Origin of the sequence: Pseudoduganella sp. R-31 (assembly GCF_049913235.1) — a bacterium.
Taxonomy (GTDB): Bacteria; Pseudomonadota; Gammaproteobacteria; order Burkholderiales; family Burkholderiaceae_D; genus Rugamonas.
Map to the genome: position 1 here is coordinate 5387583 of NZ_CP183986.1, position 24472 is coordinate 5412054.

Below are 24472 nucleotides of genomic sequence, written 5' to 3' on the forward strand. Positions count from 1 at the left end.
TGCCTATTTTATCCGAACTGCCAACTAAGCCGGGAAAAACGACATGAAGCCAAGTACCGTATTAATCGTGGATGACAGCCGCGTGTCGCGCATGCTGACGCGCCAGCACATCCAGGTGCGCCATGCCGACTGGGTGGTGGAAGAAGCCGCCAACGGCGACGAAGCGATCGCCAAGGCCCAGGGATTGCAGCCCGACCTGGTCTTGCTGGACGTGAACATGCCGGGCATGAATGGCGTTGATGCCGCCGCCGCGCTGCGTGCCATGCTGCCCAATGCCCACATTTCCTTGCTGACTGCCAATGTCCAGGCCGCAACCCGCCAGCGGGCGGAAGAAATCGGCGTGGGTTTCATGGAAAAACCGATTACCGCCGAGCGCATTGCGCAGCTGATTGCGCCGCTGGAAGCCTGACCATGGTCCGGCTCACCGAACTGGAGCACGACGCCCTCGTCGAGCTGTTCAATATTGGCGTCGGCCAGGCTGCTGCCGCCATGAGCGAGATCGTCAACGAAACGGTCACCATGTCGGTGCCTGCCATCAGCTTCCTCACCCGTGCCTCCGCCGCCAAATTGCTGGCCAGCCGCAGCACCGGCAACGGCCGCCTGTGCGGCATCAGCCAGCACTACAGCGGCGCCTTCGACACCGAAGCGATCCTGATGTTCCCGGAAGAGAAGAGCCAGGAAATCGTGCGCCTGATGGTGGGCGAAGCGATGCCGCTGGCTGAACTGTCGGCCATGGAACAGGAGGCGATGAGCGAGATCGGCAATATCCTGCTGAACAGCTGCGTCGGGTCGCTGGCCAACCTGCTCGGCCACGAGCTGCATGGCTCGCTGCCGGATTACCACCTCGGCTACGGCGAAGAGATCCTGGCGCTGGCCGGCAGCGGCGAAACCGCGGTGCTGATGCTGCATATCGAATTTGTCATCGAGCGCCAGCAGATTGCCGGGGACGTCGCCTTCATCATGGACATGACGGCGCTGCACGACCTGAAGCAGCATGTGGCAAACTTCCTCGACCGGTCCATCGGCGGAGCGCAGCCATGAAATCTTCGATCGAGTCCCTGCCGCTCCTGCAGGGCGTTATCGATTGCATCGACGTGGGTACCCTGGTCCTCGACGCCAGCGAACGCGTAGTGTTGTGGAACCGCTGGATGGACCAGCACTCCGGCGTATTGGGCCCCGAAACGCTGGAACGCAGCTTCTTCGACCTGTTCCCCGAGCAGCGCGGCAAGCGGCTGGAGGCGGCCATCGGCCAGGCGCTGCGCAACAACCTGCCTTCCCTGCTGTCGCAAACCCTGAATCGCTGGCCATTGCCGCTCTACGCCAACAAGTCCGCCGCCGAAAAAGGCGAGCGCATGCAGCAGCAGATCACGGTCACGCCGCTCAACCTGGGCAACAACGAACGCTATTGCCTGATCCAGGTCAGTGACGTGACAGCCGCGGTACAGCGCGAGAACCTGCTGCGCGAACAGGCCGTAGCCTTGCGCTCGCAAACCTTGCTGGACGACCTGACCGGCGTCGCCAACCGCCGCCACTTCGACATGGCGATCGACCGCGAAACCCGGCGCGCGCGGCGCATGGGCACGCCGCTGTCGCTGATGATGCTCGACATCGACTATTTCAAAGCCTATAACGACCATTACGGTCACCAGCAAGGCGATGCCTGCCTGGAAGCTGTGGCTTCCGCGCTATCGACCATGCAGCAGCGCCCGGCCGACCTGTTCGCGCGCTACGGCGGTGAAGAATTCGCGGTAATCCTGCCCGACACGCCCGCCGATGCAGCGGTGATGATGGCCAACGCCATGTGCCGCAAAGTGCGCGACTTGCGCATTCCGCACCAGGCCTCGCGCACGGATGAACGCATCGTCACCATCAGCATCGGCGTTGCCAGCAGCGACAGCAGCAATGCCGGCGAAGTGTATGACCTGATCAACGCAGCCGACCGCGCCCTCTACCAGGCCAAGGCATGCGGCCGCAACCGGGTGCACTCGTTATGAGCGCATCGGCCTGATCAGAGCAGTTCGATGCCGAAGCGCCGCACGCACGCGGCAAACAGGGCAAAGCAGGCAATCGTCAGCAGCACGCTCGCGCCCAGCGTCGGCCAGAACCCCAGGCGCGGCAGCAGCCACGGGAAGACCAGGAACATCGGCAGCGTTGGCACCACATACCAGAAGGTGTACCAGGCGTGGTTGGCGATCTTTTCCTGCGGTTGCCGTTCAACGTACAGCCAGACCAGCGCCAGCACGGTCACCATCGGCAGCGCAGCGATCAAGCCGCCCAGGCGGTCGCTGCGTTTTGCAAACTCCGACACCGCAACCACGACGCCTGCCGTGACCAGGTATTTGAAGATCAGCCAGGCCATGATGCCCTCCTACCGTGCAAAAACAAAACGAACCAGCGCCAGGGACAGCGCAAAGACATAGCCATATGCGAAGCGGTCGATGCGCAGCAGGGTGTCGCCGCGGCGCACGCGCCAGGCCCCCATCAGGCACATCAAGCCGCCGGCAGCCAGCGGGGTGACCAGCAAGTTAACCTTGCGCAGGACTTCGTTGCGTACCAGGTGATCCGGCAGCAGCCAAAGCGTTATTCCGCCGGCAATGGCGCCGAACAAGGCATAGCCAACGCCTGCCAGCCACGGGTTGGCCTTGTAGCTGCGCGCATCGGACAGCGAATGCATGCCTGCCTCCGCTGCCGCTTCGGCGATGAACTGGACGATGATCTCGCCAATCAGCTCAAACAGGAACTCGATCATGGTGTGAACAAGGCATGCTGGCTGGCGGTATGAAAATCGCGCCAGACGCGGTTGATGTCGGAGTCTTCTTGCGCGGCACGCAAGCCGCAATAAGGATAAGTATCGCCCACCGACCGGCGCGCAGAAAGCACCAGCGCCATCGATGCCTCGCGCAGCTGGGCGTCAAGCTCCCCGGCAATGCTGCCTATCTCGCCCTCTGCCTGCGCCCAGGCCTGGTCAAGCAGGGCGTACATGCGTTCACGGGCGCCTTCCAGCGCCACGGCAGCTTGCGCCACCGCGTCCTGCGCACTGGCCGACGGCTGGCGGCGCGCAGCAACGGTCTCCTGTGCCAGCTGCAGGAAGTGGCGCGCCAAGCCGGACAGGTTGGCCGCCAAAGTCACCCACGCCAGCAACATGAAGGGGAAGCGATACAGGGTACCTGGCGCCGTTGCATGAGCGGGATCAATCGTGAAGCCGGAGCTTGCCGGCACCCAGGCCCCTTCGACGCGGTAGCTGTGCGACGCAGTGCCCTTCATGCCAAAGCTGCGCCAGGTCGGCTCAACCACCACTTGCGCGGCAGGCACGATAAAAGCGCGTATCCGCGGCGCACCATCTTCCCCGGCCAGAGCCTGGCCGTTCTCGCGCAACACTGCATTGAGCGTGAAATGCGTCGCCATTGGTGCTCCGCTGGCGATGTCCCAGCGCCCGGCAATGCGATAACCTTCGCCTTCCTTGTCGGCGAAACCGGTCGGTGCGCCGCTGCCTGCGAGGCAAACATCCGGGGTCGAGATGATTTCGCGCGCCGTTTCGGGCGGCAGGAAGCCGGCAAACCAGCCGGCGCCGGCGCACAGGGTGACCACCCACCCCATGCTGCCATCCGCTTCCGCAATCGCCTCTTCCAGTCGGACCACTTGCGGCAAGGGCATCTCCGCCCCACCCGCGGCGCGCGGCGCTAGCATCTTCAGCCAGCCCTGCCGGTGGACCAGCGCCTGCTGGCCGGGCAGCAGGAACCCAGCTGCTTCAGCGCCGGCGGCATCGCCGGCAATCAAGTTCTTCTGCTGCTCATTCAACATTTCGCGATTAAATCCAGCTCGTAGTGCAAGACGTCCCTGCTTCCGTCAAACAGCCGTTCCAGCGCTTGCACCATTCCGGGGGCGAGCAGGCGATCTCGCTGCCGCTCGTCCGGGCGCTCGTAAGAATGGCCGGCATGCGCCAGCCAACGCACCATATTAATATGCAGCGCGTCCCACGCCATGCTTCCTCGCTCGGCTTGCGCCGCCTCAAGCGCAATCGTCTCCAGCCAATCCCACTTCCTCAGGCGCGCAAAAGCCAGCAAGATTGATAGATCCGCCTTGTCGCGCAAGACTTCCTTTACTCGTTCAAAGGGAACGTACGCGCCTTGCCGTGTCGCCATCTGCGCCGCCAGCCTGCGATTCGCGCGCCCCTCGTCAGAAAGCGCCGCAAGCGCGATTGCATCCTTGTCAGAGGGGGCCAATTTCAGCCACGCGAGAAATGCAGCGCCGCGTATCGATGGGAACGGCGACTCGCTCATCTCCCGCAACAAGGCGATATCCCCCGCCCCTCCCATGCTTCCCAGTGCGGCAAGGGCCATGCAGGCCTGATTGGTCCTGGCGTGCCTGTCCTGCAGGAGCTCACGATAATAAGGCGCGAGATCCACTCCATTGCTGCGCAAATAGTACTGGGCGAGAGACCTTGCCGACCCTTGCGGGTCCAGCAAAGCGCCGCGGGCAATTTCCGCCGCGTCGGGAGCACACCCCAGCAGGCCGCGCAAGGCATGGGTGCGGACCACGCCGAAATGGGATTTCATGCCGCCCCGCAAGACGGCAATCCGGTCTTCTTCTAGAAGCGACAGGGCCAACACGGCAGCCTGGCGCGACATGACGATGTCCTTGCCCGATTCGACAGCAAGGGTCAACAGTTCAACGCGCGGGATGAGTTCACGCTCCAGGAGCATGAAGAAACTGCCGCGAGCGACCATGGGATGGCGCGAGCATAAGGCTTCACGCAATTGATCGAACGTGAGCCGGCGGGCAAGTTCGGCCTGCGCGCTGGAAATCCAGGCAGAATGATTCAGCCTTGAGAAATGGCGTAACCGCCATGTGAATCCGACGACCGCCAGCAAGTCTTCGTGTCCGGCGGATGGCAGTAAGGCCTGTATAGCCCGGCGTGCAGCGGCGCGTACCTCCGGCACGAAATCGTTCAAACGGGGCATGATGGCCGGTATCGCACCGTCACCGCCTAAAGCCATCACCCTGTCAATCGCAGCTTCGCGCGCATACCCCGATCGCTGGGCCAGCAAAGCCTTCAATTCTTCAAGGCTGGTGCAAGCGCTGGCCTGAAGTACCGGATCGTCGCGCTGGAGTGTCGTAAACAGGCTCACGTTGCAGACAGCGCCAACACGACCAGGGCGTACATGGTCAGCACAATGACTGTCATGAACAGCAGGAAGCAGGTGCGCCACAAGGCGCCGTAGCGCGACAGGCCGTAGGCGCCACGCAATTGCAGGAACATGTGCACCGGCGGGATGAAGGCGAACAGGCAGCCTGCCAGGCCGCCGAATTCAAAGTAGCTCAGGGTCGCGACAAGGGTGAACAGCAGCGACATGAACGACAGCGAATACAGCGAGAACACGGCGTGGTCATACATCGTGACGCCACGGCGCCAGAAGAACATCAGCCAAAGGAATGGTAGCGAGATCGGCACCAGCAGGAAGGAGTATTTGTAGGCCGCGTTCTTCAGCTTGTACTGGGCCAGTTCAGGATTATCGACAGCGTGCCGGATGCCCTTGCCGATCCAGCCGGAGCTCGAATGCCTGGCGTCCTTGCCGCCAGCCGCATCCGCGTCGGTCATCCCTTTGGTAACGTCCTGAACTATTTCCTGAATGATGCCCGGCTCTTTCGTATCCGCGCTTTCCTTACCCTCGTCGCTCGCAGCCTCCTTGCCGGTATCCCTGGCAGCGGGCTTGATCGTTTCAGTAAACTTGGCGGTGCCGGTCATGGCAACTTTGCCGGCTGCCAGGGCGCTATTCAGGCCGTCGAGCGTTTTCTTCGCTTCATCAAGCCGGTGTTGGGCCTTCGGCACCTCCGCCGTGCCTGGCTCAGCTTCCTTGAGTTCTTCCTCTGCTTCGGCGATCAGCTGTTTCTGGTCGGAGATCTTTTCATTCATCTTCTGCTCGAATGCGGCCTTGCCATTCTTGCCTTCGACGACCTTGCCCGTACTCGGACCGGAGCTGGTGCCCATCGTCAGCGAGAAGACGAAGAACATGAAGAACATCATGAACAGGAACAGCGCCAGCGGCGATACAAAGCGCGTCCGCTGGCCGTCGATGTAGCGGCGCGTCAGCTGGCCCGGGCGGGCAACCAGCAAGGGCAAGGTGCGCCAACCCTTGGTATCGAAGTGAAGCAGGCCATGGATCAACTCCTCGCCCAAATGCAGCACGGATTTGTGCAGGTGGCCCTTCTGGCCGCAGTTGCCGCAATAATTGGCGGTGACTGGCGTGCCGCAGTTGGCGCATGCTGCGCCGTGGGCGTGCTCGCCGGTCTTGCCGGCATCGCCTTCAACTTCCCTGGCCGCCAGGCTGGCTGTCACCAGGTCGCCTGCTGCTTCGATCTCCATCCCCATCGTTTTCCCCGCTCGCTTATTTGAATAGTAATTGTGAAATGGCGTCCCGCGCCTGGATGACGGTGGCATATTCCCCGTGCAGGTTGGACAAGGCCATTGCATGAACTTCCTGCGGGCTGCGCCGCACGCCGTCGAAATCGGTCTGTGCATAGGCATAACAGCCATCTGCTGCAACATACGTCTTGAAGCCGAGGTTGCCCGCCGTACGCGCTGTCGCTTCTACCGAATTATTGGTGCTGACGCCAAGCACCAGCACGGACGAAATGCCGCGCGCATGCAGCCAGCGTTCCAGCCCGGTATTGATAAAGGCGTCCGGCACATTCTTTTCCACGATGTGTTCGCCCGCAACCGGGGCCAGCGCCGGCTGGAATTCAGCTCCTCGCTGGCCCGGCCAGAATGGCGATCCCGGAGTGCGCGACATATGGCGGATATGGACTACCGGGGCGCCGTGCTCGCGCCACCGCCCGAGCAGGCCGGCGATGACCTGCTCCGCCTGATGGTTGTTACGCTCGCCTGGCGCCGGCCAGCTCATGCCGACCTGCATGTCGACGATGATCAGCGCAGTGTTCTGCATTGAGAGTGATGTGGAATCTACGGGGCAATAAAGATATCACATCATTGGCAAATCAACAGCCCCGGGGGCCGGCGGCGGCAATCCAATCGCTCATCAGCTCTTTCGCTCCAGTTTCACGACGACGGTGCCGGCCAGGAAGTCATGCACGGCGCGGCGGCGCGAATTCAGCAGCATGACGATTGCACCAAGCCAGGTCCATCCCTGCATGCTCCAATTGACCGCCGTCAGCCAGCCAGGGCCCGATGCCATCAAGGCTTCGCTGCGCGCCAGGAAGCCGTAGTTCAGGTAGGTGGCGTCATCCATCGACAGGGCCGAGAGGCCAAGGCCCAGATTGATCACGGCACCCAGAAGCATCACCGGTGCTTCCCGAATCAACGCTGCCGTAAGCGAGACTGGCGCACCATCTTTCATCTGGACGCGCAACTTCATCACGAGCTTGCCTGGCGTGCCGCCATAGCGACGCACCAGGTAGACCGAGTAGAGAAGGCCGGTAACGATGCCGGGAACGATCCAGGACAGGTAGAAACTGCGAGAAATGGTGCTGAGCCAATACGTCAGCCCAACCAAGGGCAGCATGATGACGAAGTCCAGAAGCTTGGCAGCAACGCGCAGCCAGAAGCCGCCAACCTGCGGGTCTGCATTGCTGCCGTCTTGCACAGGGAGATCGAGGTTGGCAACTGGTGCCTGGTATGGATTGGTCATGGCTGGTAACGTGTGCTTTAAAGCAACTACGATAGCACACTGTTAGCAAAAAATATACGCGGCAGGTTGTCGCGGGATGAGGGATCGCGCAGGAAATCGCGCAGCATGTCGCGATAAAGGCCGGCCTCCTGTTTGTGCAGGCAGGCCATGGCGAAGTAGTCGGCCAGAATTTCGGCCTGCGCCTCCATATTGAAGTCGCACAAACGCCGCTCGGGCGACACTTCGTAGTCATAGCTCAGGCCAAGCCGGATCGCGCCGCGCCACATCACGGGGTAGCCAAGCTGGTATTGCCATACGTGGGCCATCTCGTGCATGAACCAGTGCTGTTCCGCCTCGGTAGCGAGCGAGAAGTCCGGGCGGTAGCGGGAGATATGGAAATACAGTTCGCCGTTGGGCGTGATGCAGACGTCTTTACGCTGCAGGAAAGGAATGAAGCGGGTGTTGTGGATGCGCACCCGCTGGTAGTCGATCGCGCCGCCGAACACCAGCCGGGCCAGCGCGATCTCACCCGACGTCAACGGCCGGGCGATGACTTCCATCAGTGGCGCAGTGCGCTGGCCGCCTTGGCGATGGCGGTGATGCGGTCCCAGTCGCCCGCCTGCATGGCGTCCTTCGGCGTCAGCCAGGAACCGCCCACGCAAGCCACGTTCTTCAGCGACAGGAAGGCAGGCGCCGTATCTTGCGAAATGCCGCCGGTCGGGCAGAACACCACGTCCGACAACGGGCCGGCAATCGCATTCAGCATGCCGACGCCGCCGGCCGGAACCGCCGGGAACAGCTTCAGTTGCTTGAAGCCCTGCTCGCGCGCCTTCATCACTTCCGAGGGGGTCATCACGCCCGGCAGCAGGGGCAGACCGCTGGACTTGGCGGCGCCGATCAGCGCATCGGTCAGGCCCGGCGACACGCCGAACACCGCACCCGCATCGCGCGCAGCGGCAAATTCCTCAGGCTGGGTCAGCGTGCCGACGCCGACGATGGCGCCCTCCACCTGGCTCATGGCGCGGATGGCGCCCAGGCCGTGCTGGGTCCGCAGGGTCACTTCCAGCACGCGGATGCCGCCTGCCACCAGGGCTTTCGCCAGCGGCACGGCGTGGTCCGGGTCGTCAATCGCGATCACAGGGATCACGGCCGAAGTACGCATAATCTCGAGCAGGGTCATATCAGGCTTTCTTTGCGAGGAAATCTTCATCGGAACCGGGCATGGTGTTGCCCACATTGTCTTCGCCGTGCAACGGCACGGTCGTCTGGATCGGCGACGGCAGCGGGAAGCTGGTCGCGCCCTGCTCCGCTGCGCACACGGTATTGCGGAACATGGAGAACAGTTCGCGGCCCATGCCGATCTGGTTTGGCGACAGGTCGGCTTGCGCCATCGAACGGCCATGCCAGACATCGGAGGAAACCAGCGCTTCCAGCGTGCCCGAGGCAGCGTCGAGGCGGATGATGTCGCCGTCGCGCACCAGGCCCAGCGGACCGCCCGCCAGGATCTCGGGCGAAACGTGGATCGCGGCAGGCACCTTGCCCGACGCGCCGGACATGCGCCCATCGGTCACCAGCGCCACCTTGCGGCCGGCGTCCTGCAGGTTGGCCAGCGCCGGGGTCAGGGCGTGCAGTTCCGGCATGCCGTTGGCTTTCGGCCCCTGGAAGCGGATTACGGCCACAAAGTCGCGATCAAGCTTGCCGGCCTTGTAGGCTGCCATGAAGGCTTCCTGCGAATCGAACACCAGCGCCGGCGCTTCCACCGTGCGGTGCTCTTCCTTGACGGCGGACACCTTCATGATGGCCCGGCCCAGGTTGCCCTGCACCAGCACCATGCCGCCATCTTTCGAGAACGGGTCGGCGGCGCCGCGCAATACTTTCTCGTCGGCGCTCTTCAGCGGGGCTTCCTTGAAGATCACGCCGGATGCATCGTCGTTCAGGAACGGCTCGGCGCAGTGCGCGCGCAAGCCCTTGCCCAGGATGGTATTCACATCGTCGTGCAGCAGGCCGGCATCCAGCAGTTCGCGGATCACAAAACCGGTGCCGCCGGCAGCGTGGAAATGGTTCACGTCCGCATCGCCGTTAGGATAGATGCGGCACAGCAGCGGCACCACGGCCGACAGTTCGTTGAAATCGTCCCAGTCGATCACCACGCCGGCCGCCTTGGCAATCGCCACCAGGTGCAGGGTGTGGTTGGTCGAACCGCCGGTGGCCAGCAGGCCCACCACGGCGTTGATGATGGACTTCTCGTCCACGATATGGCCGACCGGGATGTACTCGCTGCCCATCTCGGTGATCTGCGCTGCACGCTGTGCGGCGGCGGCCGTCAGCGCATCGCGCAGCGGGGTGCCCGGATTGATGAAGGCGGCGCCCGGCAAATGCAGGCCCATGATCTCCATCAGCAGCTGGTTGGAGTTGGCAGTACCGTAGAAGGTACAGGTGCCGGCGCCGTGATACGACTGGGCCTCCCCTTCCAGCAGTTCTTCGCGGGTCGCCTTGCCTTGCGCGTAGCGCTGGCGGATCGCCGCCTTCTCCTTGTTCGACAGGCCGGAAGTCATCGGGCCGGCCGGCACGAACACCGCAGGCAGGTGACCGAAGTGCAACGCGCCGATCAAGAGGCCCGGCACGATCTTGTCGCATACGCCCAGGTACAGCACCGAGTCGAACATATTATGGGACAGGCCGATCGCCGCCGACATCGCAATCGCATCGCGCGAGAACAGCGACAGTTCCATGCCCGGCTGGCCCTGGGTCACGCCATCGCACATGGCCGGCGTGCCGCCCGCGTACTGCGCCACCGCGCCAACCTTGCGCACCGCATCCTTGATGATGGCGGGGAAGGTTTCGAACGGCTGGTGCGCCGACAGCATGTCGTTATAGGCGGAGATGATCGCCACGGAAGGCTGCTTCACCTCTTTCAGGATCAGCTTATCGTTCGCCGGGAACGCGGCAAAACCGTGCGCCAGGTTGGTGCAGGACAGGGTTCCGCGCTGGGTGCGGCCTTTGACGCGGGCCGCCTGGAGGTGCGCCAGGTAGGCCCCGCGGGAAACGCGGCTGCGCTGGATGACGCGTGCGGTGACTTTTTCCAGGACTGGATGCAACGGCATGATCGTTCCTTTTCAATGAATTTACGGAAATTTTACTACAAAATTTCCGACTGCGAGCGCTCCCATCGCGCCCATTCACGCTCAAAAGCCCCGCAATTGACCAGCGCGACAAAAGATTTGTAGTGAATTTACCTGTTTTTGCTGTATAGTTAAACACAATTCATAAAACCATATGCCACCGGACATTATGCGCTTGCCCGCCCTGACTTCCACCGCGGCCTACCAGGCCCTTGAAATCCACGCCCACGACGCCCGCGACTGGCAGATGCGCCAGTTGTTCCAGAAAGACCCCGGCCGCTTCCCGCGCATGACGGTCGATGCGGCAGGCCTGTTCCTGGATTACTCCAAGAACCGCGCCGACGACGAGACCATCAGGCTGTTGGTGCACCTGGCCCGCACGCGCGGCGTGGTGGAACAGCGCGATGCCATGTTTGCCGGTGAAAAAATCAATATTACCGAACGCCGTAGCGTACTGCACACCGCCCTGCGTATGCCGCGCGGCAAGGCGCAGAAGGTCGACGGCCAGGACGTGAATGCCGACGTGCACGCAGTGCTGGACCGCATCAAGGCCTTCACCGACAAGGTGCGCAATGGCGGCTGGCTGGGCCACACGGGCAAGCCGATCACCGATGTGGTGAATATCGGCATTGGCGGCTCCGACCTGGGTCCGAAAATGGCCGTACTGGCCCTGCGCTCCTACTGCCACCCGCGCCTGAAGATGCACTTCGTCTCCAACGTGGACGGCCACGATATGGACGCCGTGCTGGCGCAAGTGAATCCCGAAACCACGCTGTTCATCGTCGCATCGAAAACCTTCACCACCGCCGAAACCATGCTGAACGCGCAGACTGCGCGCAACTGGTTCCTGGGCCGCGCGCGCGAGGCTGACTTGCCGCGCCACTTTGTCGCCGTATCCACCAATACCGATGCCGTGCGCGCCTTCGGCATCGATCCGGAAAACATGTTCCCGTTCTGGGACTGGGTCGGCGGCCGCTATTCGGTATGGTCGGCCATCGGCCTGTCTGTTGCGATCGCGATCGGCTTCGGCTACTTCCAGGCCTTCCTGGAAGGCGCGCACGCCATGGATGAACACTTCCGCGAAGCGCCGCTGGAAGCGAACATGCCGGTGCTGCTGGCCCTGATCGGTTTCTGGAACCGCCAGTTCCTCGGCGCCAGCTCGCTGTCCATCGCCCCTTACCACCAGGACCTGAACCGCTTCCCGGCCTACCTGCAGCAGCTCGACATGGAAAGCAACGGCAAGCGCGTGACCAGGAACGGGCAGCCGGTGGACACGCCGACCTGCCCCATCGTCTGGGGCGAGTGCGGCACCAACGCGCAGCACGCCTACTTCCAGCTGCTGCACCAGGGCACCGACGCGACGCCGATCGATTTCATCGCCGCCTTGCGCGCAACCCACGACCTGCCGGGCCACCACGACGCCCTGCTGGCCAACTGCTTCGCCCAGTCGGAAGCCTTCATGAAAGGCAAAACCGAAGACGAAGTGCGCGCCGAGCTGAAAGGCGCCGGCCTGCCGGCTGCGGAAATGGAGGAAATGGTTCCGCACAAGACCTTCCCCGGCAACCGCCCGTCCAACACCATCCTGATGGACCAGCTCACGCCATCCACCCTCGGCGCCCTAATCGCGCTGTACGAACACAAGACCTTCGTGCAGGGCGTGATCTGGAATGTCGCCAGCTTCGACCAGTGGGGCGTGGAACTGGGCAAGGTACTGGCCAGGAAGATCCAGGCAGAACTGACCGGCAAGGTCGATCCGGAAGCGCATGACAGCTCGACCAACGGCCTGATCGTGATGGCCAAGGCGGTGCAAATCCAATGAACAGCTACCAGATCGAAGTCGCCTGCGACGCCACCATGACCGTGGGCGAAAGCCCGTTGTGGGCGCCGGACGAGAAAGCCCTGTACTGGGTCGATATCGAAGGCTTTGCCATCCACCGCCTGTGCACGGCTACCGGCCAGCACGAACAGTGGAAGGTCGACAGCGAGGCATCGTCGCTGGCGCGCGCCGCGAAAGGCGGCCTGATGGTCGCGCAACGCCGCGGCTTTTCCCATTTAAATCCCGATACCGGCGAATTGAAGCTGGTGGCCGAAGCGCCGTTCGACCAGTCCACCACCCGCTTCAACGACGGCAAGTGCGACGCGGCGGGCCGCTTCTGGTGCGGCACCATTTACGAGCCGCGCGACAAGCCGGCGGCGGAAATGTACGTGCTCGAACGCGGCCAGGTGCGCAAGGTCTGGTCCGGCGGCATGGTCAATTCGAACGGCCTGGGCTTCAGCCCGGACAACAAGACCATGTTCCACGCCGAAACAGCCAGCCACCGCGTGACGCGCTTTGCCTTCGACCTGTTGTCCGGCACTGTCAGCGACGAGCGCGATGTGCGCCGCTTCAGCACCGACAAGTCGGCAGCCGATTACGGCGGCCGTCCGGACGGCGCTGCAGTCGACAGCGAAGGCAATTACTGGATCGCCATGTTCGAAGGCGGCCGCATCCTCAAGCTGTCGCCGCAGGGCGAGCAGTTGGACGAGATCCGCCTGCCCGTGCGCTGCCCGACCATGGTGGCGTTCGGCGGCTCCGACCTGCGCACCCTGTACATCACCACGGCCGGCAAGCGCCCGGCCGAGGAGCTGGCGGCCCACCCGCTAAGCGGCAAAGTGCTGTCGGTGCGCATGCCGGTGGCCGGCCGCATCGAACCTGCTTATGTAGACTGAAGTAAAACCCTGTAACTCACCTGAAGACGATTATGGCTCTCTCTGATTTCGACCTGGTTCTGTTTGGCGGCAGCGGCGACCTCGCAATGCGCAAATTGCTGCCTGCTATGTTTAGCCGCGATATTTGCGGCGACCTGCCGCCGACCGCGCGCATCGTCTGCGTCGGCCGCCAGGAGAGCACCCAGGATGAGTTCATCAATATGGTGACGACCACCTCGCGTCCCCATATCAAATCAGCCAAGGCCACCGACGAAAACTGGGACCGCTTCATCGCGCGCATCGTCTACGTGTCGCTGGACGCCACCGATTCCGCCACCTACAAAGGCCTGGTCGAAGCCCTGCGCACCGATCCCGCCATCACCCGCGTCTACTATCTGGCCACACCGCCGGCCCTGTTCTCGCGCATCTGCGACAACCTGAAGGACAACGGCCTGGCCACCGCCAACTCGCGCGTGGTGCTGGAAAAGCCGCTGGGACGCGACCTGGCGTCGGCCAAGCAGATCAACAAGGAAGTGGGCAAGGTCTTCGAAGAACAGCAGATCTACCGTATCGACCACTACCTCGGCAAGGAAACCGTACAGAACCTGCTGGCCCTGCGCTTCGGCAACATCCTGTTCGAACCGCTGTGGCGCCGCGAGTGGATCTCCGACGTGCAGATCACCATCGCCGAGAAGCTGGGCGTGGGCAACCGCATCGGCTACTACGATACCTCCGGCGCGCTGCGCGACATGCTGCAGAACCACCTGCTGCAGCTGCTGTGTATCGTCGCCATGGAACCGCCGACCTCGATCGCGCCGGACGCAGTGCGCGACTCCAAGCTGCAGGTGCTGCGTTCCCTGAAGCGCTTCACCCCGACCACGCTGGCGCAGAACATCGTGCGCGGCCAGTACCGCGCCGGCCACGTGGAAGGCAAGGCCGTGCCAAGCTACCGCGACGAACCGGAAGCGCCGCAGAACTCGAAGACCGAAACCTTCGTCGCCATGAAAGTGGAAATCGACACCTGGCGCTGGGCCGGCGTGCCGTTCTACCTGCGCACCGGCAAGCGCATGGCCGACTCGCTGGCCGAGATCGTGGTGCGCTTCAAGCAGATCCCGCACTCGATCTTCAACCAGCCGACCTCCAGCTTCCAGCCGAATTCCCTGGTGATTCGCCTGCAGCCGGACGAAGGCCTGCGCATGAACCTGATGGCCAAGACCCCGGGCGAAGGCATGCGCCTCAAGCCGGCGGAGCTGGAACTGGACTTCCGCGAAACCTTCAAGATGCCGCGCATGGACGCTTACGAGCGCCTGCTGCTGGACGTGCTGCGCGGCCAACTGACCCTGTTCATGCGCGGCGACGAACTGGAAGCGGCATGGGATTGGGTCGAACCTATCCTGAACAACTGGGAGCAGGACGATTCCGCGCCGCTGCCATACGCCTCCGGCACCTGGGGCCCGGCTGCCGCCAGTGCCCTGATCGGCCGCGACGGGCTACAATGGCGTGAAGAAGCCTTGCCTGAAGACTAATGCTGCTCGACTCCATCCGCACCCAGCTCGACTCGCTCTCCAAATCGGAGCGCAAGGTCGCGCTGGCCGTGCTCGACAACCCGGCCCGCACGGTGGGCGCCAATATCACGGCACTGGCCAAGAGTGCGCAAGTGTCGGAGCCGACCGTGGTGCGCTTCTGCCGCACGCTCGGCTACGACGGCTGGCATGAATTCAAGCTGAAGCTGGCGCAGGGCCTGGCCCTCGCCCTGCCCGGCCTGAACGACCAGCCGGCGCAGGACGACCTGGCGTCCGACCTGGTGAACAAGATCTGCAGCCGTTCCATCAACACGCTGCTGGACTTGCGCAACAACCTGAATGCGGAACCGGTGCAGAAAGCCCTCGACATCCTGTCGCGCGCGCGCAAGATCGAGTTCTACGGCCACGGCACCTCCGGCATCGTGGCGGCAGACGCGCAGCACAAGTTCTTCCGCTCCGGCGTGCCCACCGTGGCCTACGCCGACCCGGCGATCCACAGCATTTCAGCAGCCCTGCTGCACGAAGGCGATGCGGTCGTGGCGATTTCCCAGCGCGGCAACAGCCCGGCTCTGGTGCGCTCGGCCAAGCTGGCCAAGGAAGGCGGCGCCGACGTCATCGTGCTCGCCCCCTCCGGCACGCCGCTGGCGGAAACGGCCACGGTACTGATCCCGATCGACCTGATCTTCAACACCGACCCCTACACGCCGATCTCCGCCCGCCTGGCCTACCTGGTGGTAATCGACGTGCTGGCCGTTGGCCTGGCCCTGAAACGCGGCCCCGAATTCCGCAAGAAAATGCAAAACGCCCAGAAAGCGCTGCAGGAATTCGACATGCAGTTCGACTCCTTCATCGGCTGACGCTGCATTGCGGCCGAGGCAGAATGCCGCGCAAATGGGCGTCGGCGACGCCGATGGGCTAGAATTGCATAATTGCAATTAATTTCCCAAAAATGAAGCTTTCCAAACCCCTGCTGGCCGGCGCTGGCCTCATCGCCTTGGCAGCGGCAGTCGGCGCTGTCTATTTCAAACCAGGCACGCAACCGCGCGGCACTCCTGCGGCAGCCAGCGCTGCCGCTCCCGTCGAGGCGCATGCGCCGCTGCAGGCCGAGATGAAAGAGATCCTGGCCAATTACCGCAAGATCATCATCCTGCTGGCCGACGAACAATCGATGTCGGCGCTTGACCGCAAGGCCGCTGGCCAGGTCGGCCAGTTGCTGTTCCACGAGAACGTCGAACGCCTTGGCAAGGCGCGGCAACTGCTGGCCCAGCTGCAGCAAGCGCCATCGGCCCAACGCGATGCGGCCTACGACACCCTGCTCACATATATCGAATCCGCCTCCGACCTGTTCGACGCCGACCGCCTCGCCTTTCGCGAATTGCTGGTCGAAATGAAGGCGCAGGCCGCCGCCAACCAGACCCTGCCCGGCATCAAGCTGCACAAGCGCGTGAGCGAAGACCTGACCGCGCTGGAGGACATTGAGCGCCAGTACGACAAGGAGTTGAGCGGCATCTTCGCCCGCTTCGACCAGCGCGCCATCCTGCCCAAGCGCGAGCGCTGGGAAGACTATGTCGCACACCTGAAGCAGCTGTTCAGCCGCGACCAGATCATGAAGGACTACGGCGTGATCGTGCCGTATCCCGAAAAGCCAGGCGCCGACGAAGCGGAGAAAGAGATCTTCGGCAAATCGCTGCCGCCAAAAACCGTGGTGCTGACCTTCGACGACGGCCCGCACGCCACCTATACCGATGAAGTGGCGGCCATCCTCAAGCAGTACGGCGTGCCGGGCGTGTTCTTCCAGGTCGGCAAAAACCTCGGTGAAGTCAGCGCCCAAGGCAAGGAGGCACTGAACAAGCAGTCTGCCGCCAGCCGCCGCCTGCTGGAAGGCGGCAACGTCCTGGCCAACCACAGCTACAGCCATGCCCTGCTCTCGAAGGAAAAAGGCGAGCAGTTGTACGGCGAGATCGCCCAGGCCGACCAGTTGCTGAAGGCGGTCGACGCGCGCCGCTCGGCATTGTTCCGCTTCCCCTATGGCGCGCACAATGCCGAAGGCCTGGAATTGCTGAAGAAACTCGGCCTGCGCTCGGTGATGTGGAATATCGATTCGCTGGACTGGGCCGACCCGGTGCCGACCTCGATCGCCAACCGCGTGCTGGGCTCCCTGGAAAAGGAAAAGCGCGGCATCATCCTATTCCACGACATCCACGAGCGCACCGTCAAGACCCTGCCGCTGGTGCTGGACAAGCTGGTCGCCGACGGCTACAGCTTCGCCACCTGGGATGGCAACGACTTCACCATCGCCAAGGCCGGCAAGCCGGAACCGGACAAGGTTGCCATCAGCACCGGCTATGCCAACAGCTACGCCGTGGTCATCGGCATCAACGACTACCAGAAATGGCCCAAGCTGCAGTATGCCGTGCAGGATGCGAAGGCGATCCGCGACACCCTGGTCAGCCGCTTCGGCTTCGATGGCGCGCGCGTGTTCACCCTGACCAATGGCGATGCAACCCGCAACAACATCCTCGCGCTGTTCCATGACAAGCTGGCGGAAGCCAAGCTGAGAAAGGACGACCGCATCTTCGTCTTCTTCGCAGGCCATGGCGCAACACGCCAGCTCAGCTCCGGCCGCAGCCTGGGCTACATCATCCCGGTCGACTCCGACCCGCAGCAAGTGAGCGTGGACGCGATTCCGATGACGGATTTGCAGAACATCGCCGAAAGCCTGGATGCCAAGCACCTGCTGTTCGTGATGGATGCCTGCTACAGCGGCCTGGGCCTGACACGCGGCGGCGGCACCACCGCCTTCCTGCGCGACAATGCACGCCGCATCGGCCGCCAGATGCTGACCGCCGGCGGCGCCGACCAGATGGTGGCCGACGGCGGCCCGAACGGCCACTCGGTCTTCACCTGGACCCTGCTGCAAGCGCTGGGCGGCAAGGCCGACCTGAACGGCGACGGCATGATCACCGCCACCGAGCTGGCCGCCTACGTGGCGCCCGCCGTGTCCAGCGTATCGCAGCAGACGCCGGCCTTCGGCAGCCTGCCCGGTTCCGAAGGCGGCGAATTCGTCTTCCAGCTGCCTGCCGAAGCGGAATTCCTGAGCGAGAACAGCACCCAGCTGTCGCAGGACGCGATCGCCCTCAACAAGAAGCTCGATTCCGGCCGCAATAGCCAGGCCGAAGGCAACGCCACGGTCGTGAAAGACCTGCAGGGCGAAGAGCAGAAGCTGGCCGCGCCAAAGCCGGTCGACGCTTCCAGCCGCCAACTGGCCCAGCGCGCCAACGACCGCGGCCTGCAGCTATATAAAGAAAAGCAGTACGCGCAGGCAGAAGCAGCCTTCACCGAAGCGTTGAAATACCGCCCCGACTTCGGCCTGGCCGCCAACAACCTCGGCTTCATCTACTTCAAGCAGGAGAAATACGCGGAAGCCGCGCGCTGGTTCGAAAACACCATCCAGATCGACGCCTCCCGCGCCATCGCCTACCTGAACCTGGCAGACGCGCGCCAGCGGCAGGGCGAGCAGGAAAAGGCCAGGAAAGCCTACACCAGCTTCCTCGAGCTGGCGCCGAACCACCCGAACGCCGCCTATGCGCGCGAACAGTTGAAAAAATTGGGGTAATACATACCCGCCCGACCACAACCGGTGCGTGCATTGGGCACACCGGAAGGCGGAGCGCTGACCGCCGTAAAGGCAGTCAGCGTGAACGCGACAGTCCTGTCAGAGGCCTTCGCGCAGCATCTTCTCCATTGCCGCGCGCGAAACGTGCGGCGTGTCCTTGCCGGCTTCCACCGACCACTGGCCGCCCTTCTGCAGCACCACATACTCGACTTGCGCGCTGCCGCCTTTCGGATGCGGCACGGCCTGCTCCATGTCGAGGCCCGTGGTCGGGGTATAGGTAAAGGTGACGGTTGCCTTGCAGCGCGCGCCGTCGCAGCTCACGGCGTCGGTCCTCCAGCCGTCGACCAGGTGAACCTGTTCGTAATAGCCTTCCGTATCGTTGTGGAGGCGTCCGCCATCCAGTTCGAACTTCAGGAATTGATCGAGCGCCGCTTGCGGCGTGGCTTCCGCGGCGTGCGCGGAGATGGCGGCGCACAGCGCGGCCAAAATAGTAAGTTTTTTCATACCGGTATTATATTTTTCTGTAGAGCAATCACTCAACACGAAAATCCGACGCAAGGCTCTAAAATCCATATAATGCCTTTCATGCAAGAATCGACACTATCCGGGCGCATTCTCGGCCTCGCCAACCTCGGCTTGATGGTACTGGATGCCGACCAGCGCATCATTTTCTGGAATCAATGGCTGGCCAGCCGCTCCGGCATGGCTGCCTCCCGCGTGCAAGGACTGACCCTGGTGGAAGCTTTTCCCGAGCTGTCCGGCAAGCGCATCGAGCAGTCGGTGCACACCGCATTGGCCAACAACCTGCCATCCGTGCTGCCGCAAAACCAGGACCGCACGCCTTTCCCGCTATTTGCCGCCGGCACCTGGGGCGGCGAACGGATCGAGCAGGCTGTCAGCCTGACGCCTTTCAACGAAGGCAAGGAACGCTTTTGCCTGGTCGAAGTGGCGGACGTCAGCAACACCGTGGGCCGTGAACGCCAGCTGCGCGGCCAGGCGGAAGCCCTGCGCGCGCAATCCTATGTGGACGGCCTGACCGGCATCGCCAACCGCCGCCATTTCGACGTAGCGCTGGACCGTGAACTGCGCCGCGCGCAGCGCCAGGGCGCCAGCCTTTCGCTGCTGCTGATGGATATCGACTCCTTCAAGGCCTATAACGACCATTTCGGCCACCTGCAGGGCGACGCCTGCCTGACCATGGTGGCGGAAGCCTTTGCCTCGCGCCTGCAACGCCCGGCCGACCTGGCCGCCCGCTACGGCGGCGAAGAGTTTGCCGCCATCCTGCCCGACACCACGCCGGAGCAGGCCGCCCGGCACGCCGAAGTGATCCGCGCTTACGTGGAATCGCTGAACATGGCGCACGCGCCCAAGGCAGTGCATTCGCACGTTACCCTGAGCATTGGCGTCGCCAGCTTCGACAAGGAGCGCCTGAACGACGCCAAGTCCTTGCTGGAAGCTGCCGACCGCGCGCTCTACACCGCCAAGCGCGAAGGCCGCAACCGCGTGGTCGTCGGGCAGCCCGCCTAACCCTGGTAGAAATAGGGGTCGAGCGCGGTTACCTGCGTGATCTTGTCCACCGGCAGGTGGTTCATTTCCGCCGTCTCGCGGATCGCTTCCGGCGATGGCGCCTCGTACAGGCAGTAAGTCTTGCGCAAGTCGTCGCTCACATAGGAGTGGATCCAGGTGACGCCGCTGCGGGCATTGGTGCCGATGACGAGATCGCAGGCCTTGGCGCCGTCTGCATTGACGGGAATGTGCAAGCCTTCCGGGAAAGTGCGCTCAACAATATAGCGTGGCATGGTGGTCTCCTTGAGGGTCCGTGGTTCGCGGCCGAGCCGCCAGTCTTCACCATAGACCATCCTGCCGCACTGTCCAGTCAAGCCGCCACGGGTGTACCCCTGCGCTGCACGCCCGGCACGAGCGCCGCCTCCACTGTTCCCGCGATGAGCTCAGCAGTAGCGGCCGACATGGTCCAGCCCAGGTGGCCATGGCCGGTGTTGTAGAACACGCCAGGGCGCCTGCCCGGCCCGACGCGCGGCATGAGGTCCGGCATCATCGGCCGCAAGCCGGCCCACGGCACCACCTGGCGCGTGCAGACGCCGGGGAAGCACTGCTGCACCCAGTTCACCAGCGGCGCAATGCGGTCGGCGCGGATATCGCGGTTAAAGCCGTTGAACTCCGCCGTGCCCGCCACGCGGAAGCGGTCGGCGCCCAGGCGGCTGCTGACCAGCTTGGTGGCGTCATCCACCAGGCTGACTTTCGGCGCCGCGGCCCGGCTTTGCGCATCCTCCAGCATCACCGTGATCGAATAGCCTTTCACTGGGTAGACATTGAGCCGGTCGCCCAGCATGGCGGCAAACTCGCGGCTGGCCGTGCCGGCGCAAATGACGAGGGCGTCGAAACGCATCGACTCCTGCGTTTCGTCCAGCGCGAAGGTGACGCGGGCGCCCCCTTTCCCCGCGTCCAGGCCAAGCACATCGGCGCCGCACAGCATTTGCACGCCGCGCGCTTCAGCCGCCTGCGCCAGCCCAACCGTGAACTTGTGGATGTCGCCCGTGCTATCGCTCTCGGTAAAGAAACCGCCGTAGAACTGGCCTTCGAGCGTCGGTTCGATGGCATGCATTTCCTCGGCCGTCACGGCGCGCCGCTGCAAGCCGCCCTGCGCCAGCAGCCCGGTCACCTGCGCCGCATGGTCGAAACCCGCCTTGTCGCGGTAGACATGCAGGATGCCTTCATGCCGCGCGTCGAAATCGATGCCCTCTTCGCGCGCCCAGCCAAACAAATGCTCGCGCGCTGCAATTGCGAGGCGCGTGCTGGCGATGGTATTGCTTTCATAGCGGGAAATGGCGGCAAGGAATTCGGCGAACCAGGACAGCTTGTGCCAGCCCGGCCTGGGGTTGACCAGCAGCGGCGCATCGCTGCGCAGCATCCATTTCAAGCCTTTGCCGACGGTGCTCCAGCTGTTCCACGCCTCGGCATGCGAGGCCGATAGCTGCCCCCCATTGGCGAACGAGGTCTCCATTGCCGGGTAGCGGTGGCGTTCAAACAAGGTGACCCGCAGGCCGCGGCGCGCCAGCGCATAAGCTGTCGTGACGCCGGTGACGCCGCCGCCGATCACTGCGACTGATTTCATGAACAGGCCCGCTTCTTACTGCGCCGCCACCCTTCCGTGCGAAGCGGCGCCGGTAGCGCCCAGCACACCGGCAATCAGCAATACGTACCACAGCGCACCAGTACCGCCATGCAGCGCCATCAGGGCAGTGGCATCGGCCACCAGTGCAGCAGCGCAGCCCAGCGCCAGCAACAGCAAGGCGATCGACACGGCAAACGACAGCGCGCGGAAATTGGCCACGCGCGCGCCGGTGGCGAACAACAGGTAGCCCGCCACGCTAAACAGCGGGAACATCAGCCACAGCGAAACGCCAGCGGCCAGCCCGCCTACGCCCAGCTGGGCCAGTACCAGCGCGGCTCCGGAAAACAGGCCCAGCGCCAGCAGCAGCGCTCCAACAATTGCCAAAATCATGGCTAACTCCTCAGACCAAAATATGAGAATACTAATAATCCCCATTGTAAACGCAACATGGCGGGCCGCGCCGATTTAGTACAATAGGTTTTTTCGTCCCCCACATCCAGGACTGCAATGAATCAGCTCGAACAGCTCAAGCAATACACTACCGTTGTTGCCGACACCGGCGATTTCCAGTCGATCAAGGCGTATGCGCCGCAAGACGCAACCACCAATCCATCGCTGATCCTGAAAGCGGTGCAGAAGGATGAATACAAGCCGCTGCTGGAAAAGGCAGTACGCGACAACCCGAATGCGTCTACCGGCGAGATCATCGACAAGCTGCTGATCGCCTTCGGCACCGAAATCCTGAAATTCGTTCCAGGCCGCGTTTCGACCGAAATCGACGCCGCGCTGTCCTTCGACGTGGCCGGCAACCTGGCCAAGGGCCGCGAGCTGATCGCCCTGTACGAGCAAGCCGGCATTCCACGCGAACGCGTGCTGATCAAGATCGCCTCCACCTGGGAAGGCATCCGCGCTTCCGAGCAACTGGAGAAGGAAGGCATCCGCACCAATATGACCCTGCTGTTCTCGCTGTGCCAGGCCATCGCCTGCGCCGAAGCAGGTTCCCAGCTGATTTCCCCGTTCGTCGGCCGCATCTACGACTGGTACAAGAAGTCCACCGGCATCGACTACCAGGGCGCGGAAGATCCGGGCGTGCAGTCCGTCAAGCGCATCTACAACTACTACCGCAAGTTCGGCTACAAGACCGAAGTGATGGGCGCGTCGTTCCGCAACACCAGCCAGATCCTGGAACTGGCAGGCTGCGACCTGCTGACCATTTCGCCGGACCTGCTGCAAAAGCTGGCCGACACCCAGGCCGCGGTCGAGCGCAAGCTGTCCCCGGCCGATACCGGCACCGCCGTCAAGATCTCGATGGACGAAAAGACTTTCCGCTTCATGCTGAACGAAGACGCGATGGCGACCGAAAAGCTGGCCGAAGGCATCCGCGCCTTCGTGGCCGACTCGAACAAGTTGAAGCAGATGATCTCGGCCATGCGCTGAACACGACCCGTTTCACTGCGGAAAAGGACGCTTCGGCGTCCTTTTTTGTTATTTGGGCCTATACAAAACGTTACAATTGACAGTGTTATACAATTTTCGGCGCAGTCCCCCTTCACAGAACGAGACGCCAATGAAACCTGTATTGCGCACCCTGCCGCTGGCAATTGCCCTGTCGCTGCCGCTCACGGCATGCGGCGATAAAAAAGACGCCAGCAAGGCGGCCCCGCCCCCTCCCACCGTTTCCATCATCACCGCCGCCAGCGGCGAAGTCACCATCACCAACGAGCTGCCGGGCCGCGTCGAAGCTTCGCGCATTGCCCAGGTGCGGGCGCGCACCCCAGGCATCGTGCTGCAGCGGGTGTTCAAGGAGGGCGGCGACGTCAAGGCGGGGGAAGTCCTGTTCCGCATCGATCCCGCGCAATTCCAGGCCAATGTGGAAAGCGCCGATGCCGCCATTGCGCGCGCCGAGGCCAACCTGGCGCAAGCCGACCTGAAAGCCAAGCGCTACAAGCCGCTGCTGGCGGCGCAGGCGGTCAGCCAGCAGGAATACGACGACGCGGTTACCGCGCAAAAGCAGGCCGGCGCAGAACTGCAGTCGGCCCGCGCCGCGCGCAAGAACGCCGGGCTGACCCTGGGCTATGCCACCGTTACCGCGCCCATCTCCGGCCGCGTGGGCCGCGCCCTGGTCACCGAAGGCGCGCTGGTCGGACAGAATGAAGCGACGCCAATGGCGACCGTGCAGCAGCTGGACCCGATCTACGTCACCATTACCCAGTCTTCCGCCGAGCTGCTGCGCCTGAAGCAGGCGCTGGCCGCAGGCACGCTGAAAAGCGCCGGCAAGGACCAGGCGCGCGTTACCCTGCTGACCGAGGACGGTCAGGAATATGCGCGTCCCGGCAAGCTGCTGTTCTCCGATGTCGCAGTCGACGAATCGAGCGGCTCGGTATCGATGCGCGCCGAATTCCCGAACCCCGAACGCAACCTGCTGCCGGGCATGTACGTGCGCGCCCGCCTTGAACAAGGCGTCAACGAATCGGCCATCACGGTGCCGCAGCAGGCCGTGGTGCGCGGCGCGGAAGGCGCCTCGGTGCTGGTGGTCGGCGCCGACAACAAGGTCAGTTCGGTGCCGGTCAAGGCCGATGCCGCAGCCGGCGGCAAATGGGTGGTCAGCTCGGGCCTGAAAGGCGGCGAGCGCATCATCGTGGAAGGCTTCCAGAAGACCAAGCCAGGCGGCACCGTCAATCCGGTGCCGTGGAAAGGCCCGGCATCCGGCCCTGCACCGGCGGGCGCCGCGCCTGCCGCATCCGCCCCGGCGGCCAGGTAAAGGG

The 24472-nt window shown here is 63.4% G+C and carries 25 protein-coding genes; 11 read left to right on the forward strand and 14 right to left on the reverse strand.

Annotated features, from left to right (window positions below; translation table 11 throughout):
• Positions 1–43: 43 nt before the first annotated feature.
• The 3 genes from ACN9MY_RS24480 to ACN9MY_RS24490 are packed head-to-tail and all read left to right on the forward strand — an operon-like array spanning position 44 to position 1994.
• Positions 44–409: a response regulator gene (locus ACN9MY_RS24480; protein WP_426163613.1), complete on the forward strand. Its 366-nt coding sequence runs from the start codon at positions 44–46 to the stop codon at positions 407–409.
• Between the two features lie 2 nt (positions 410–411).
• Positions 412–1041 (forward strand): chemotaxis protein CheC, encoded by a 630-nt coding sequence (locus tag ACN9MY_RS24485; RefSeq protein ID WP_426163617.1) that lies wholly within the window; start codon positions 412–414, stop codon positions 1039–1041.
• A complete protein-coding gene (locus ACN9MY_RS24490) occupies positions 1038–1994 on the forward strand; it encodes a diguanylate cyclase domain-containing protein (RefSeq protein WP_426163620.1) in 957 nt (318 codons plus the stop codon). Before ACN9MY_RS24485 ends, ACN9MY_RS24490 begins: the two co-directional genes overlap by 4 nt.
• A gap of 14 nt (positions 1995–2008) precedes the next feature.
• On the opposite strand, the gene ACN9MY_RS24495 is transcribed toward ACN9MY_RS24490, so the two are convergent.
• The 10 genes from ACN9MY_RS24495 to edd form a co-directional block, all read right to left on the reverse strand.
• The gene (locus ACN9MY_RS24495; RefSeq protein WP_426336265.1) at positions 2009–2359 is read right to left on the reverse strand and encodes a DUF3147 family protein; all 351 of its coding nucleotides are present in this window, start codon (positions 2357–2359) and stop codon (positions 2009–2011) included.
• A gap of 9 nt (positions 2360–2368) precedes the next feature.
• A complete protein-coding gene (locus ACN9MY_RS24500; RefSeq protein ID WP_426336266.1) occupies positions 2369–2749 on the reverse strand; it encodes a hypothetical protein in 381 nt (126 codons plus the stop codon).
• Positions 2746–3801: an acyl-CoA dehydrogenase gene (locus ACN9MY_RS24505; protein ID WP_426336267.1), complete on the reverse strand. Its 1056-nt coding sequence runs from the start codon at positions 3799–3801 to the stop codon at positions 2746–2748. Before ACN9MY_RS24505 ends, ACN9MY_RS24500 begins: the two co-directional genes overlap by 4 nt.
• The gene (locus tag ACN9MY_RS24510; protein ID WP_426336268.1) at positions 3795–5129 is read right to left on the reverse strand and encodes a hypothetical protein; all 1335 of its coding nucleotides are present in this window, start codon (positions 5127–5129) and stop codon (positions 3795–3797) included. The genes ACN9MY_RS24505 and ACN9MY_RS24510 overlap by 7 nt, the downstream gene beginning before the upstream one ends.
• Positions 5126–6364 carry a DUF3667 domain-containing protein gene (locus tag ACN9MY_RS24515; RefSeq protein ID WP_426336269.1) on the reverse strand — a complete coding sequence of 413 codons (1239 nt, stop codon included), beginning with the start codon at positions 6362–6364 and terminating at the stop codon, positions 5126–5128. Before ACN9MY_RS24515 ends, ACN9MY_RS24510 begins: the two co-directional genes overlap by 4 nt.
• Positions 6365–6386: 22 nt before the next feature.
• Positions 6387–6944 (reverse strand): cysteine hydrolase family protein, encoded by a 558-nt coding sequence (locus tag ACN9MY_RS24520; RefSeq protein ID WP_426336270.1) that lies wholly within the window; start codon positions 6942–6944, stop codon positions 6387–6389.
• Between the two features lie 93 nt (positions 6945–7037).
• Entirely contained in the window at positions 7038–7646 is a 609-nt protein-coding gene (locus ACN9MY_RS24525; RefSeq protein ID WP_426163635.1) for an RDD family protein, read from the reverse strand.
• Between the two features lie 26 nt (positions 7647–7672).
• Positions 7673–8185: a Rhs element Vgr protein gene (locus tag ACN9MY_RS24530; RefSeq protein WP_426163637.1), complete on the reverse strand. Its 513-nt coding sequence runs from the start codon at positions 8183–8185 to the stop codon at positions 7673–7675.
• Positions 8185–8805 (reverse strand): bifunctional 4-hydroxy-2-oxoglutarate aldolase/2-dehydro-3-deoxy-phosphogluconate aldolase, encoded by a 621-nt coding sequence (gene eda / locus ACN9MY_RS24535; RefSeq protein WP_057261271.1) that lies wholly within the window; start codon positions 8803–8805, stop codon positions 8185–8187. The genes ACN9MY_RS24530 and eda overlap by 1 nt, the downstream gene beginning before the upstream one ends.
• Before the next feature lies 1 nt (position 8806).
• On the reverse strand, positions 8807–10729 hold the full coding sequence (edd, locus tag ACN9MY_RS24540; protein ID WP_426318941.1) for a phosphogluconate dehydratase: 1923 nt from the start codon (positions 10727–10729) through the stop codon (positions 8807–8809).
• Between the two features lie 187 nt (positions 10730–10916).
• Here edd and pgi point away from each other — a divergent pair, with 187 nt between their 5' ends.
• The 5 genes from pgi (at position 10917) to ACN9MY_RS24565 (ending at position 18574) form a co-directional block, all read left to right on the forward strand.
• Positions 10917–12566 (forward strand): glucose-6-phosphate isomerase, encoded by a 1650-nt coding sequence (gene pgi / locus ACN9MY_RS24545; protein ID WP_426337662.1) that lies wholly within the window; start codon positions 10917–10919, stop codon positions 12564–12566.
• Positions 12563–13456, forward strand: coding sequence for an SMP-30/gluconolactonase/LRE family protein (locus ACN9MY_RS24550; RefSeq protein WP_426336271.1), 894 nt, complete (start codon positions 12563–12565; stop codon positions 13454–13456). Before pgi ends, ACN9MY_RS24550 begins: the two co-directional genes overlap by 4 nt.
• Before the next feature lie 32 nt (positions 13457–13488).
• Positions 13489–14961, forward strand: a complete 1473-nt coding sequence (gene zwf, locus ACN9MY_RS24555; RefSeq protein WP_426163646.1) for a glucose-6-phosphate dehydrogenase — start codon at positions 13489–13491, stop codon at positions 14959–14961.
• Positions 14961–15815 (forward strand): SIS domain-containing protein, encoded by an 855-nt coding sequence (locus ACN9MY_RS24560; protein ID WP_130310897.1) that lies wholly within the window; start codon positions 14961–14963, stop codon positions 15813–15815. Before zwf ends, ACN9MY_RS24560 begins: the two co-directional genes overlap by 1 nt.
• A gap of 92 nt (positions 15816–15907) precedes the next feature.
• Positions 15908–18574, forward strand: a complete 2667-nt coding sequence (locus ACN9MY_RS24565; RefSeq protein ID WP_426336272.1) for a polysaccharide deacetylase family protein — start codon at positions 15908–15910, stop codon at positions 18572–18574.
• A 99-nt stretch (positions 18575–18673) separates the two neighbouring features.
• On the opposite strand, the gene ACN9MY_RS24570 is transcribed toward ACN9MY_RS24565, so the two are convergent.
• Entirely contained in the window at positions 18674–19078 is a 405-nt protein-coding gene (locus tag ACN9MY_RS24570; protein WP_426336273.1) for a hypothetical protein, read from the reverse strand.
• A 72-nt stretch (positions 19079–19150) separates the two neighbouring features.
• On the opposite strand from ACN9MY_RS24570, the gene ACN9MY_RS24575 reads away from it, so the two are divergent.
• Entirely contained in the window at positions 19151–20101 is a 951-nt protein-coding gene (locus ACN9MY_RS24575; RefSeq protein WP_426318945.1) for a diguanylate cyclase domain-containing protein, read from the forward strand.
• Here ACN9MY_RS24575 and ACN9MY_RS24580 read toward each other — a convergent pair.
• From ACN9MY_RS24580 to ACN9MY_RS24590, 3 genes are all read right to left on the reverse strand, one after another.
• Positions 20098–20373: a DUF4242 domain-containing protein gene (locus ACN9MY_RS24580; protein WP_426163655.1), complete on the reverse strand. Its 276-nt coding sequence runs from the start codon at positions 20371–20373 to the stop codon at positions 20098–20100. The two genes, ACN9MY_RS24575 and ACN9MY_RS24580, sit on opposite strands and share 4 nt — an antisense overlap.
• Positions 20374–20450: 77 nt before the next feature.
• Positions 20451–21707, reverse strand: coding sequence for a D-amino acid dehydrogenase (locus ACN9MY_RS24585; RefSeq protein ID WP_426336274.1), 1257 nt, complete (start codon positions 21705–21707; stop codon positions 20451–20453).
• A gap of 15 nt (positions 21708–21722) precedes the next feature.
• Complete coding sequence (locus ACN9MY_RS24590) at positions 21723–22097, reverse strand: hypothetical protein (RefSeq protein WP_426163659.1); 375 nt, start codon at positions 22095–22097, stop codon at positions 21723–21725.
• 117 nt (positions 22098–22214) lie between these two features.
• Here ACN9MY_RS24590 and tal point away from each other — a divergent pair, with 117 nt between their 5' ends.
• Positions 22215–23144 (forward strand): transaldolase, encoded by a 930-nt coding sequence (tal, locus tag ACN9MY_RS24595; RefSeq protein WP_426163661.1) that lies wholly within the window; start codon positions 22215–22217, stop codon positions 23142–23144.
• Between the two features lie 130 nt (positions 23145–23274).
• The gene (locus tag ACN9MY_RS24600) at positions 23275–24468 is read left to right on the forward strand and encodes an efflux RND transporter periplasmic adaptor subunit (protein ID WP_426163663.1); all 1194 of its coding nucleotides are present in this window, start codon (positions 23275–23277) and stop codon (positions 24466–24468) included.
• The last annotated feature ends 4 nt before the right edge of the window (positions 24469–24472 follow it).